Consider the following 13,654-nt stretch of genomic DNA (forward strand, 5'->3'; position numbering starts at 1 on the left):
TAGTCAAATTCTCTGGCAGCCTACCTAATTGTCTGTACTGGCTTCCAACTATCCAACGATTTCCGAATTGAGGTCAATTCATTCATATATTCATTCAGTTGGGCTTTCCGTTCCTTCAAAATTGCCACAATTCGATCGGGATCTGCTTCCTGCTTCTGGGGTTCGTTTGCCAAATGGTCAAGCTGATTCTCTAATGTTACAATTGCCTCATTAATTGGCGGTTCTAAACTTTGGGAATCTCCCTTTTTTTGAATACTTTCAGTTTTTATTTCCCAGTTCATGAGGCTGGTATTCAGAGAATCTTCAATTACTTTAGCAGCTTTATTGAGTTCTGCCAAAACTCCATTCAGAAGGTTCCAACCTGAATTTTGAATAATTCTTTGAAGCACTATTTCTTGAATAACCGGAATTCCGCTATCTTTTAGAACTTTAGGCGCAATTTCTATAGGTTGGGGAACTCTAAATTCACCTTCCTCGGTTTCTTCAATATAGTTCCCTAAAAATACTTGTACAAACTCTTTTGTATGACTGCTAGTTGCTGTGCTGCTTTGAATCAGTTTTGCTAAAAGTCCTTTTTTAGAACTTGCCGAATAGATAATTGGATTGGAAAAACCTAAGCCAAATAACTTTTGTTTCCAAATTTCTATGACCTCAGGAACGTCTGCATCTGTGTCCGGTTTCGGCTCAATTTCATTAATAACAAAGAAAACTTTACTTTGATTTACTGCTAAAATTTTGCGGTAATTGTCTATTATTTTCTTTAAAAAACCGGAGATAGACTCATTTTGAAAATCGCTATCGTTTAAAATAAACAAAATCACATCACTAATTTTTAAAGCTTCCAAAATAATCTGTTTCTGGTCTGTTGTCGGGGTAGATTCCCGCTCATTTTGAACAGGCAGATCGGTCAGGGTGAAGCCAGCTAGAGATGAAAGCGTGCTAATTGCTTCAATCGGATGTTCTATTTTAAAGCGGATAGTATTGTCAGGATTATGATGATTCCGAATATAGTGGGTACGCTCTTGGAATTTTTGTTGAATTTCGACCGCATCACCAGAGGCGATCGCAACAGGTTGCCGATTTCCTTCTCGATACTCCAGAAATCTAGGCACTTGTCCAGAGTCAATATGTCGAATATCTGTACGGCAGACAGTACTCGCTTCGGCTTCACTTGGTAAAATATCTGCCCCCATTAAGGCATTGAGAAAGGTGTTTTTGTCTGCATTCTGGGGAGCAATAACCGCCACTTGATACTTCTGCTCTTTTAAGGCGTATAGCGCTTTAGTAATGTCATTTTCAATGCGTTGTAACGCCTTGGTATCGTCTCCCTCGCCTTCGCGTGTCGCTCGAATCTCTTGAAGGGACTGTAAGAGTAGCCTGCCTGTGATATAGATGCTGTCGTGTGCTGCTTGGAACTGTTCAGAAGACATAGCGATCGTCCGCCGAAAGGGGCTAGCGTAAGTTAGCTAAAGCTTACATCAGCTGAACGCAGAAGAAGCAAGCAAAAGTGACAGTTGCGATCGCAGGCTACTACACGCTCAAGCATTGCAGACAAAAGTAGCGAGCATCCGCCCACCAATCGGTTTTACATCGTGCTTGACTCCTTACCAGCTTGGGCAAAATGAAGACAATGCTTTAAGAATCGAGCGGGAATCTCCGGACATCCGCCAAAATGAAGATGGACGTAGGAAGCATGAACGTGATGCACCGCCCATCCCTCGCTAGTAATCGGGCTGTGGGGATCGTACCCCCGAATTTGAAATAGAGGCGCTTCCGGTTCCTCAGTTAAGTGGGAACGGTGAAACTCATGCCCCCAAACGGTTGCCCCAGTAGGCAGGAGGGGACTTTCTTGCAGCGCGATCGCTTGCCGATACCCCAAACTCAGGCGCGAATTCATCGCGGCTGTGGTGGGCAAAACTCCTACCATTGGGTAAGAATTTCCCTCAAAATCTACAATCTGTTCCGACAAATACATTAAACCGCCACACTCGGCATAAGTGGGCATTCCCGCCAGGATTGCCTTCCGCACTGCATCACGAGTCGCGGTATTTTCAGCCAAGTTTTGGGCAAAAACTTCAGGGAAACCACCCCCAAAATACAATCCTTGGATGTCTTCTGGTAAGCTTTTGTCCGTCAGCGGACTCCAAAACACCAATTCTGCTCCCAAAAATGCGAGTACATCTAGATTGTCCTGGTAATAGAAGCTGAAACCGCGATCGCGTGCAACAGCAATTCTTAAAGGATCGAGGATGTACCCCGACGGTTGGGATGAAGTATCAATCAATTCTACCTGTTGCCTTTGTTCTACCTTGAGAAGCGGCAAGAGGTGTTCCCACTCAAAGCAACTGTCTCCCAAATCGGCAAGCCGATCGATTAAAGCGTCCATCTGAGAAAGCTCTGCGGTGGGCACCAAGCCCAGATGTCGGTCGGGAATGCTGATATTATCCTGTCGCCGCAGAATACCTAGAACGGGCAACTGCAAGGGTTCCAGAGCGTCTTTGAGAAGTTGCAGGTGGCGATCGCTTCCCACCCGATTTAGCACCACTCCAGCCATCTTGATTCTAGAGTCAAAGGAACGATAGCCATGAGCGATCGCTGCCACCGAACCAGATAACCGGCTGCAATCTAACACCAACAGCACGGGTAAATCCAAAAGTCGCGCAATATGAGCCGTACTCCCAAAATCAGTGCTGAGTGCAGAATCTTCCGCTTCTTGGTTAATGTTTAATTTTTCATTTTTAATTCTCTTGACTCCATCAAATAGCCCCATTACCCCTTCCACTACGGCATAGTCGCTCCCGCAACGATGACGTAAAAAACACTGCTGCACGTAAGTTTCAGAGGTCAGCACCGGGTCTAAATTTCGACAGGCACGACCAGTCACGTACCTGTGAAACATGGGATCGATATAATCTGGGCCAACTTTAAAAGATTGAACCTTGTAACCCTGACGACATAAAGACGACAGCAGGGCGAGCGTAACTGTTGTCTTGCCCACCCCGCTGCGTTCTCCTGCGATCGCTAAAGCCATATTTGGTAATTGCTTGTTGTTCATTGTTCATTTATGTTGCTATGAACGATGAACAATTAGCGATTAGCCATTAGCGATCGCTAATTTCAGAATTGCCGTGGTGATCGCCATACTTTCTACGTAAAGCATATCCCGACTCCAGCGCCGCAACTGCTGACTTAACAAGAACTCAGCCTTTTGGTCAGACATCGGCGCTACCTGCTGAATCCGGCAAGCTTGGGCACCACCACCTGCCTCCATCCGCATACAACCCGTGGTTTCGGAACACAAAACCGTACAACAGTCTGCATCCAGGTTCGTCGAACTCAGACGCAGCGCAATCAAGTCACCCGGTATATCGCCCCAGTCAGCAGTGGGAATCCCCGCCAACTCCGCTTCTATCGTCCGCTGATCGGGAGCAACAAATTGAATACGCTTGATATCATAATCACCGCCTTCTTGTGTATAAGAAACGGGGTGCCACTGCAACCGACTTCCCAGCCAACCGATAAACATCAGTGCTTGGTCGGGATTGCCCTTTTCATAATTAATCGTCACCTTATCCACTTCCTTGAGAGCCTCGCGGCGCTCTGGTGGATCGAAAGCCTCGGCGGTTAACTCTTGCCACGGAGCCAGCCGACGCCAATTCAGGTCAGCAACCGGAACGCCTTGTTCCAGAACGGTTTGTACCCGCAGTAAATCGTCCTCTGGTTCGTTGAAAACACAGGAATCAACGATGACAGAATTGCAGACTGCTGCCAGCCGCTTAAACAGACCATCATTGGGATCGGGCGTTCCCTTCCACCAGAGGAACTTAGGCAGACCGCCGATTAGCAGCCCAGTCACAATCCCACCGATGCGTTCCAGCGCTTCCGCAGTGCCTTGCAGAGTAATGTATTCGCAGCAGATGAGCGTATTTTGACTTTGCTTTTGGATGGGGCAATAGGCTGAGACTTGGGCAGTCACGCCTTCATCTTGCCCGGAGACGGGACACAAGGCAATGATGCGGCAGGGATTAGCGGCAGCGATCGCATCCGCAATTCTAAAGCTATCTGAGGAAGACTGCTGACCGTTACTGGCATCTGCCTCGGTTGTATTCCCAGCGGAGCGTTTCTTAGCTTGCTCTACTCGCAGTCGGTCGAGGATTCCGGCATCCGTCTTGCCCGTTACCGGCAGTCCATAAGCTTTCTGAGCCGCCTTGAGAGCCGCCACCGTCAACGGTCCATCAATTCCATCGATCGGGCCTTTGTAAAATTTTAAGGCTGCCAACAGCTGCTGAGTTTCCTCCGGTTCGTAAACCACAAAAGTAAACGTGGTTGCCCGTGTAGCCAAAGGAGACTCGCCATTGCCATTGTCGCTATTGTAGCTTTGCCAAATTTGATGCAGTTCCGCCTCAATTTCTGTCATTGAAACATCTTTGGGCGGCTGTATTGAAACAATCGGAAGAGATTGTGTGGTCATATTCGTTGCTAATTGCTAATTGTTCATTGTTCATTGTTCATTGTTCATTGTTCATTGCTATTAACCATGAACGATGAACCATGAACTATTAGAGCCTGCGCCAGCGGCGTCCATCTTGATTAATCAGCAGTTCTGCCTCCTCTGGCTCCCAAGTTCCCGCTTCATACTGGGGAATTGAGGTCGGGTCAGTCATCGCTTCCCAAGCGTTTAATGCCGGTGTCACAACACGCCACGCTTCTTCCACTTCATCAGCTCTGGTGAACAAAGTTTGGTCGCCTAGCATACAGTCGATTAACAGCCGGTCATAAGCATCGGACGTTGCCATCCCAAACGAGGAACCATAGCTAAAGTCCATATCTACCGACCGCGTCCGCAGTTCTGTTCCCGGCATTTTGGCTTCAAACCGTAGAGAAATCCCTTCATTCGGCTGAATCCGCATCGTCAGCACATTCGGGCTAGCTTGTTGGGCGGCAGATTGAAAGATTAAGAAAGGAACTTCGCGGAAGTGGATGGAAATCTCACTGACCTTTTTGGGTAGCCGCTTGCCAGTTCGCATATAGAAAGGAACTCCTTGCCAGCGCCAGTTATCAATTAGCAGCTTCATGGCGACATAAGTTGGCGTCGTGGAGTTGGGATCGACCCCCGGTTCTTCTCGATACCCAGGCACCGGCTTACCCTTCATCCACCCAGCAGAGTATTGACCCCTGACCGCTGATAACTCCAGGTTATGCACGTCTGCCAAGTGAGTTGCTTGCAGAACCTTCATTTTTTCTGTGCGGATACTATCGGCATCCAGGGAATTGGGCGGTTCCATTGCTGTGAGGCAGAAAGTCTGCATCAGGTGGTTCTGCATCATATCCCGCAAGGCTCCGGAGCTTTCGTAGTATCCGGCACGGTCTTCGACGCCTACGGTTTCTGCCACCATAATTTGAACGTGATCGACAAACTGCCGGTTCCAAATCGGCTCAAAAATTGCGTTAGCGAAACGAAAAACTAGGAGATTCTGAACCGTTTCTTTACCCAGATAGTGGTCGATGCGGTAAACCTGTTTTTCTTGGCAAACCTGCTGCACTACGCGGTTCAGAGCTTGGGCGGAGTTGAGATCCCGTCCAAAGGGTTTTTCAATCACCAAACGGGTTTTAAGTGCGTCATCAAGCATTCCCGCCGTACCCAGTTGGCGAAGGGCTTCTGTGAAGAATTTGGGAGAAACGGAGAGGTAAAATACGCGGTTTCCTCGCGTTCCGCGCTGACCATCCAATTCTGCTAAGAAGGCTTTCAGTTTCTGATAGCTTTCTGGCTTGTCAATATCACCAGGGCAGTAATACAGACCTTGGGCGAAGTCTTGCCAGAGTTCTTCTGAGCCAATACCATCGCTAAATTCTTCGATCCCCTGGCGCATCTGCTCCCGGAAGTAGTCGTGGCTCCAGTCCCGACGCGCCACGCCGACAATGGTCATTTCTGCTGGCAGGCGTCGTTGCAGCTTCATCTGATAGAGAGCTGGCACGAGCTTCCGTTGCGTCAAGTCTCCGGATGCCCCGAAGATTACCAAAATCTGCGGCTCTGGTATCCGTTCCTGCCGCAACCCAACACGTAAAGGATTTTCTAGCAGTGTGACCATAGAAGGATAGTTTTGAATTTTGAATTTTGAGTTTTGAATTTTGAGTTTTGAGTTTTAAATTCATAGATGAATTGATAGTTTTGAATTATCAGGCTATTTTCTTAACTCAAAACTCAGCACTCAAAACTCAAAACTTGCTTACACAGGTTGCAGATGTTTGATTTTCTCTTCCAAGGATGCTGTTAGAGATTCAAAGGGCTTCACAAATTTCTCAATTCCTTCGACTAGCAATTCGTCCATCACTTCGTCTAGATTGATGTCGATGTCGGGGTCTTTGAGACTTTCGATCAGATGATAAGCTTCTTCCACCCCAGTTTCAATGCGAGAGGCAACGTCGCAGTGGTCGGCGCAGGCTTCAATGGTATTTGGTGGCAAGGTGTTTACTGTTTCTGGGCCAACCAGCTCATCAACATACATTACATCGCTGTAGCTGGGGTCTTTGGTGCTGGTGCTTGCCCACAACAACCGCTGGACATTCGCACCTTTTTGTGCTAGAGCTTTCCAGCGATCGCTCCCAACGATCTCTTTGTACTTCTGGTAGGCAATTTTGGCGTTAGCGATCGCTATTTTGCCCTTAATTGCTAAAAGTTCTGCCTTTTTCTCGATTCGATCGACGCCTGCTTTCAGCTTGGCATCAATGCGACCATCAATATTAATATCGATGCGGCTGAGGAAGAAACTCGCCACCGAGGAGATTTTGCTGATGTCTTTGCCTGCCGCTGCCCGCTTTTCTAAGCCGCGAATGTAAGCCCAAGCAGTCTCAATATAGCTCTCCACAGAGAATAGCAGCGTCACGTTGACGTTGATCCCGTCTGAGATGACTTGCTCGACGGCTGGCAAGCCTGCTGAGGTGCCGGGAATCTTGATCATGACGTTATCTTTACCGATTTCTTGGTAATAACGTCGGGCTTCCTCAATTGTGGCTTGGGTGTCGTGGGCGATGGTTGGCGGTACTTCAATGCTGACGTACCCATCCAGACCTTCAGAAGAGTCATAGACAGGGCGGAGGATATCGCAGGCATTGCGGATATCCTCAAACACCAGCGATTCGTAAATTTTGTAAACTGGCAATCCAGCTTTGATCCCGGCTTCAATATCGGCGTCGTAGATGGCATTTCCGGCGATCGCTTTTTCAAAGATAGCTGGATTAGAGGTGATCCCGCAGATCCCCTGATTCTCAACCATATCTTTGAGTTCGCCGCTTTGAATCAAATCGCGGGTCAAGTTATCCATCCAGATACTCTGACCGTATTCTTTGATCTCTAATAGATGATTGTTTGGCATATCTGTCATTTTTTGGCTCCTAACAATTGTCTTTGTAACGCCAGATCGATAATGTTCCCGTTGAGCAGCTGGGAAAGCCAATTCGGGAATTTTTTCGAGACCGCAAAACCTTATTGAGGCACGCGCGAACGAGCGATCGCGTTTTTATCCTCATCCCATGCCCGTTTCTGAATGAAAGATTCTACCAAGGTGACATCTTCTTTGCTACCGATAAGCAACGGCGATCGCGCATGAATGGCATTTGGCACTACGTCCAAAATATCCTCAGTGCCCGTACTAGCTCGACCCCCGGCTTGCTCTATTAAAAAGGCTAAGGGAGCCGATTCATACAGCAACCGCAATTTTCCTTCGGGTTTTTTCACAGTACCGGGGTAAAGAAAAACACCTCCTTGGAAGAGAATCCGGTGAATATCTCCCACCAATGCCCCGCCGTATCGAGCCGTATAGCCTTCCTGACGATGAACATAGCGGATATAGTCTCGCAAGGGTTCTTCCCACTGCCAGAAATTGCCCTCATTGACGCTGTAAATAGGGCCGTGGTTGGGAATTTGAATGTTTTCACTCGAAAGGATAAACTCACCTAAGCTGGGATCGAGGGTGAAAGCGTGAACCCCAGTGCCAATCGAATAAACCAGCATCGTGCTAGGGCCGTATAGCACATAACCTGCCGCGATTTGTTTGCGCCCATTTTGCAATAAATCGCCGCCTGTTTGATTTTCATCCGTTCCTTCTTGTTGGCGAATTGCGAAGATGGAACCCACGTTGATATTGATATCTACATTCGAGGAGCCATCAATCGGGTCATAAAGCAGGGTATAGCGCCCGATGGGGCAATTTTCGGGAATATAGTAAGGCTTCTCCATTTCCTCGGATGCCAAACGGCAGACTAAACCGCTTTGCTTAAACACCGAGATAAATACGTCATTAGCATAGACATCCATCTTTTTGACGGATTCTCCCTGCACGTTCACATCACCCGTAAATCCTAGGACGCCTTCGAGTAATCCCGCCCTGCTAAGTCGTCGCGCAATCAACTTTGCCGCCAGGGCAATGCGATTCATAATCGCGCTCAAATCCTGTGCGTCTGCCGAAAAGCTGTGGAGTTGCTGCAAGACGTGACGAGATAGCGTCGTGCAGTCACGATCCAGGGCTTGTTCCTGAACGACGAAAGGCTGTTCCACGTTGGACATAGTTTTCGTCCTCCTTTCAATAAATGCTTTGTTAACAGGGCAGCTCTGATTGAGACTACTGCCCCAACATATCAAGACCCGGTCGCCCTACCTTCTATCTTAGGGAGCCATTTCTCAGGATGGTGTTTAACTTTATATCAACTAAAGAAATAAAATCTTGCTTACCCGCTTTATTGTCTAAAAGACAACGCTTAAAGTGAGATCGGATAATTATCGGTCGCAATACAAAAAAACAAGATGGGAGAATACAAACGGATTGGAATCCTGACCAGTGGGGGTGACTGTGCTGGGCTAAATGCCGTGATTCGGGCAGTTGTCCGCTGTGCAACTGGTAGCTATGGCTGGGAAGTGCTGGGGATTTGCCGCTCTACTCTGGGCTTAATGAGCAGTCCGCCAGAAGCAATCAAGCTGGAGTTTGATAAGGTTGACCACTTGCTGACGATGGGCGGTACAGTGCTGGGGACGACGAATAAAGGAAATCCCTTTGCGTTTCCAATGCCGGATGGAAGTTTGCGCGATCGCTCAGAAGACATTATTGCGGGCTACCATCAACTAGGCTTGTCAGCCTTAATTGGGGTTGGCGGGGACGGCAGTTTAGCGATTCTCCGAAAACTAGCTCAACAAGGCGGGATCAACTTAGTCGGAATTCCCAAAACAATTGATAACGATGTCGGTAGCACTGAGCGTTCTATCGGATTTGATACCGCTGTCAATATTGCCACCGAAGCTCTCGACCGATTACACTTTACTGCGGCTAGCCACAATCGAGTCATGATCCTGGAAGTCATGGGGCGCGACGCCGGTCATATTGCCCTGAATGCGGGAATTGCCGGTGGAGCCAATGTCATCTTGATCCCGGAAATTCCTTACAAAATTGAGAATGTCTGTCGCCAAATTCGAGATCGTCAGGCGATGGGAAAGAATTTCTCGCTCGTGATTGTCTCAGAAGCAGTTTGCACGGCTGAAGGCAATCCGGTTAAGAGTGTAGATCGATTCGGGGAATGTCGATTAGGAGGAATCGGGCAGTACCTGGCGGAGGAAATTTCGATGGCGAGTGGTGCAGAAACCCGTGTGACTGTTTTAGGTCACGTTCAGCGAGGAGGACTGCCTTCGCCCTTGGATCGGTTACTGGCAACTGCCTTTGGGGTGGCGGCAGTCGATCTGATCGCTGAGGGAAAGTACGACCACGTTGTCACCTGGCAAAACCGCGAAATTGTCAGCGTGCCGATTGCTGAAGCGATTGGACAATACAGAGCCGTCGATACCGAGGATACTCTGGTCAAAACTGCCAGAGGTTTGGGGATTTGCCTGGGAGACTAAAAGACTAAAGTGCTGCAAGCTGGTGTAGAAACATCTAACAGAGGAGTTTGCGATCGCTTGCTTCGTATGCTTCGCTCTGACAGCGAAGATTGACTGTGACGATGCGTAGTGAAAGCTAGCACGGTTGTCCTTTTTTATGCGTGTTTTTCACGCCAACCGTGCTGATTTCGCCCTATCTCTCCTTAAAATCGGCTTCGCCTCGCGCCGCCGCGATCGTCCTCCTTGGGTCGTGCTTTATTAACTCTAAGCTGACGGCCCATCCATTCAGCCCCATCTAATTGTGTGATGGCTGCGTCTTCTTGGGCATCATCTGTCATTTCAACAAAGGCAAATCCGCGCATACGTCCCGTTTCGCGGTCTGTCGGCAAGACAACTCGCTTCACCGCGCCGTACTCTGCAAAGACTGCTGTCAAATCTTCTTCGGTCGCTTGGTAAGACAGGTTTCCAACGTAAATGGTCATGTGGATCGCTAAAGCTGAACGAGGAACTAAAGTTCAGAACCCTTAGATGGCTAGATGTGACCCATGATGCCAGGTCAAGACTTATTTACCAATGGTGAATTTTCACTCTTCCCCGCCCACAAATGTGGCTGCACGAGTCCCAAATCCGACCATTAATAGGACTGAACTTTGAGGTTTCGTCCTATCATAGCCTACTAATTTCATTGTGGGAGGTCATCTAGCGTACACACTGATGGGTTTTCTAATTATTAAAATTCCTTGACTTTTAACTGTGGCTCGGATGGCATTGCCCAAGAGGGAATTTTAAAGATTAAAGAGGCTAAATTTCACCGGAAAATGGCTTGCCTGCTGCCAGCTTTCCAGCCGTCTTTATCTTTAGCCTCATTCAGCTTTCGGTGCCAAGTTAGTCAATAGAAATTGACTGGGGGCCATTGCGTCTGCCGTTTCCACTGCTGTTGGAAGAAGCCGTAGGGGAGGGAGGAACACCTGCCTCCCCGTCGAGCCAGCTTTTCACGGGATCATCATTAAGGTTGATGCGGAGTAAGCCAGAAACCAATCCACCTAAGAAAGCGCCTGGGTGCTGGGTGAATTCTTTAAAGAGCGGTGTTAGTTCATCGAGAAACATGGAAAGTCTCCTGCTGAGGCGATAGTAACTGATGTCTATGCGTTGATCGTAGCGCGTCTGATTGCGGATATTGGCATGGGAAGAAGCGATCGCTTCTTCCCAAATACAACGGTTATGCCTCTATCCAGACTTTTGCTCGGAGAATAAGCACTTATCCGAGTCGCACCCAGCGGGACCTGCTTCCATTAAATCGCCTGAATCGTAGCGACTTAAAGCAGCATGAAAATTTTCTGTCTGGCGTCGCCTTTCGACTGCCTGTACTATCTGCTCATACTGCTCTTTGGTGATTGGCTCAAACGGCAAGCGCGGGAATGTCTGATGATCGTCGAAGCGAGCCAGAAGTGCGGCTGAGATGTAACCTTGATCGTCTCTAATCGCTTCGTAAATCCGAGTACCTAAAGCTTCGATCTCGTTCTCGCGCAACTCGATGGTAGCTGAGGTATTGTGACGCACAAAGAATTTTTGGACTTGCATATAAAAATCCATTTGCGCGATCGCGTTAAACTTGCCGATATCGATTTGATCGGCTCCAGGCAAATCAGCCCAAGCTACGGCGACGGGGATTTCTACCAGCCATTCCGAGCATCTGGGATCGAAGGGATCGTTCAAAAGATTGCCGTTTTCATCTTTATCAGACTGAGACGGAATCACGTTGTACCCGTAGTCAATACAGGCGAGGGCTACGGGGTCATTCTTTCTGAAAGTGATTCGACGCAGAAAACGTTGAGCTTTTGGGGGATGCCAGCCCGGTGAAGCACCAGTGAGCAAGGATTTTGTACCGGAAGGCTGAACGGTGGTGCAGCGATTGGGGCGTTTGATGCCGTGGCGATCGCAATATTCCCACACCACCCGATGCACAGTTTCTCTCCAGCGAGTCAGATATTCCTGCTCTTGCTTCTTATAGTTTAGTCCTGCCTCTGTTTCAGGTCGTCCTTCCGTCCACCACTTAAGCCAATCCACACCAAAGGCATTCACAAAGAAATCAAATAATCCCGTGAAAGAGACTCCCACAATCGGATCGAGTTCGCGTGACTTCCGATAGCGTTCTTCGACAAATTGGTGATTTAGCAGTGAGGCTACTGATAATGCTCCCGCCGTGAAAGCTTCCTCTTGTTCTTTGTAGTTGTATGGGTCAATTTGATTGAGATGAACCTCCGAAAGGTTGCAGTGGAAGTTAGAGCCGATGATTTCCTGCGCTTGTTATCCACTATTTCTAGTGGTCTCGGACTATATCTTCACCTGGTCTAGGTGGAGGGCGCTATCTGACCATTATTGGTTTCCCGCAGGTCTAGTCTCTGAACCTTCTCCAGCTCTGGGGCTTGGCTGCCTTACATCTGGAGCTTGGCTGCTGATTACCCTGTACATTTTTTGTGTTTAGGCTTCCAGCAATTCACCCTCTGACTATCTAACCTGTCCCCAGGTTAGGCGGCAAAATCTAGGCTACCGCAAGGATTCAAACCAACACGAGCTAATCGATGCTCTACCTCATTAGGAGGTAGGTCGGGGTAGTGTTCTCGCAACCATTGTTCAGCCTTCCCTTGACTATAAGCTTGCAGAAAATCATCTTTTAGCTCAGGGGTTTCCAATAAATCGCAGTTGGCTCTCGCTAATGCTTCTCCTGCCCATTGAATTGCGCCTTCACCGGAATAATGCTGTTGACGAACTGCTGCAAGGCATTCTTCTAGAGTTGGTTTGTGGTGAAAAACTCTAGTGTGATTTGCCATACGAAGCGCATCCCGTTCTGGATCGATGCGCCAGTTGCCGTTTTCATCCTGCTGCCAAAGATTACCTTTGGCGTTGGCAAATTTTTCATCATCGCTAGAACCTTGCCTCATTCCAGCTGAACGCCTGACGTTTCCAGCAACCACTACAACGGCGGCTTCATCTATTAATAAACAGCACTCAACCGAATTCAGTTGCCTTCCTAGAGCTTTATTTAAAATTGACGCGCAACGTTCATAAAGACCTGACAACTTCACAGGATTGGCGACGCCGCCAAAGCCTTTGAGGGGTTCTCCCGCTGCTCGGACATCGCACAGATCGAGAGATACCTGTACTTCTGTTGTGAAGCGCTGATCGCTGGATAATTCCAGCAAGGTTTGATAAGACTTAACCCAGCCTTGGCGACTGTCTCCCACGTAAATTGTGACTTTTTCGCCCTCTACTTTAACTTCTGTCAGTTCGCGGCGCTGCAAGGCAGGAGTAGAGCCAATCTCACCTTGTACTGTCACAACAAGGCGATTGCGAATTCGCGGCAGTTGATTAATGTATTTTGGTTCGAGAACGGCTCCAGTGCCACACCCCATCATTGCCAGATCCATCATCAGACCAAAAGCACGCCAGTCTACTACATTGGTACTGGTGCAGTTGTAAGCTCCTGAAAAGTTTTCTGGTCTTTCAATCCACTCGCTGCCACCCACCCACAGCCAACGTCCAGAGGCAAGAGCTTTCATCTGGCGCTGCATACGATCGATCGTGTCCGCTTCTTCAGGGGTGAGCTTGCCAAGCTTCGTCAACGCTCTAATCGTGCGATCGCACACTTCATCCCAAGTCTCGCGCCCGGACTGGGTGCGACGGCTGTACGTCCTAAAGAATACAGGATTTGCAGCCGGTGCCGTCTCAGGAAACCGGCTCGTCTGGATTACTCGCTCAAGCTCTCGAACCATAGGTCAAGTCTGATTGGTT

Annotated in this window: 9 protein-coding genes and 1 pseudogene; 1 reads left to right on the top strand and 9 read right to left on the bottom strand. The window is 48.4% G+C overall.

Annotation, left to right across the window (positions count from 1 at the left end; all coding sequences use genetic code 11):
• Positions 1-20 precede the first annotated feature (20 nt).
• The 6 genes from ACFW2W_RS22235 to fbp all read right to left on the bottom strand — a co-directional run bounded on the left by ACFW2W_RS22235 (position 21) and on the right by fbp (position 8,563).
• Positions 21-1,430, bottom strand: a complete 1,410-nt coding sequence (locus tag ACFW2W_RS22235; protein ID WP_378183412.1) for a dynamin family protein — start codon at positions 1,428-1,430, stop codon at positions 21-23.
• 155 nt (positions 1,431-1,585) lie between these two features.
• Entirely contained in the window at positions 1,586-3,031 is a 1,446-nt protein-coding gene (locus ACFW2W_RS22240) for a cobyrinate a,c-diamide synthase (protein ID WP_378184026.1), read from the bottom strand.
• Positions 3,032-3,094: 63 nt separating this feature from the next.
• On the bottom strand, positions 3,095-4,471 hold the full coding sequence (gene opcA / locus ACFW2W_RS22245) for a glucose-6-phosphate dehydrogenase assembly protein OpcA (protein WP_378183415.1): 1,377 nt from the start codon (positions 4,469-4,471) through the stop codon (positions 3,095-3,097).
• An 88-nt stretch (positions 4,472-4,559) separates the two neighbouring features.
• A complete protein-coding gene (zwf, locus tag ACFW2W_RS22250; RefSeq protein WP_378183418.1) occupies positions 4,560-6,089 on the bottom strand; it encodes a glucose-6-phosphate dehydrogenase in 1,530 nt (509 codons plus the stop codon).
• A 138-nt stretch (positions 6,090-6,227) separates the two neighbouring features.
• Complete coding sequence (gene tal, locus ACFW2W_RS22255; protein ID WP_378184028.1) at positions 6,228-7,373, bottom strand: transaldolase; 1,146 nt, start codon at positions 7,371-7,373, stop codon at positions 6,228-6,230.
• Between the two features lie 110 nt (positions 7,374-7,483).
• Positions 7,484-8,563: a class 1 fructose-bisphosphatase gene (gene fbp / locus ACFW2W_RS22260; RefSeq protein ID WP_378183421.1), complete on the bottom strand. Its 1,080-nt coding sequence runs from the start codon at positions 8,561-8,563 to the stop codon at positions 7,484-7,486.
• Between the two features lie 237 nt (positions 8,564-8,800).
• Between fbp and ACFW2W_RS22265 the strand changes: the two genes are divergently transcribed.
• Positions 8,801-9,883 (top strand): ATP-dependent 6-phosphofructokinase, encoded by a 1,083-nt coding sequence (locus ACFW2W_RS22265; protein ID WP_378183424.1) that lies wholly within the window; start codon positions 8,801-8,803, stop codon positions 9,881-9,883.
• Positions 9,884-10,065: 182 nt separating this feature from the next.
• On the opposite strand, the gene ACFW2W_RS22270 is transcribed toward ACFW2W_RS22265, so the two are convergent.
• The 3 genes and pseudogenes from ACFW2W_RS22270 to nrdJ form a co-directional block, all read right to left on the bottom strand.
• A complete protein-coding gene (locus ACFW2W_RS22270; RefSeq protein WP_378183427.1) occupies positions 10,066-10,344 on the bottom strand; it encodes an RNA recognition motif domain-containing protein in 279 nt (92 codons plus the stop codon).
• A gap of 403 nt (positions 10,345-10,747) precedes the next feature.
• Entirely contained in the window at positions 10,748-10,969 is a 222-nt protein-coding gene (locus ACFW2W_RS22275) for a hypothetical protein (protein ID WP_378183430.1), read from the bottom strand.
• 120 nt (positions 10,970-11,089) lie between these two features.
• Positions 11,090-13,635 (bottom strand): annotated as a pseudogene (nrdJ, locus tag ACFW2W_RS22280) (ribonucleoside-triphosphate reductase, adenosylcobalamin-dependent).
• Positions 13,636-13,654: the final 19 nt, after the last annotated feature.

The sequence above is a fragment of the Coleofasciculus sp. H7-2 genome (genome assembly GCF_042747725.1).
Taxonomy (GTDB): Bacteria; Cyanobacteriota; Cyanobacteriia; order Cyanobacteriales; family FACHB-T130; genus FACHB-T130.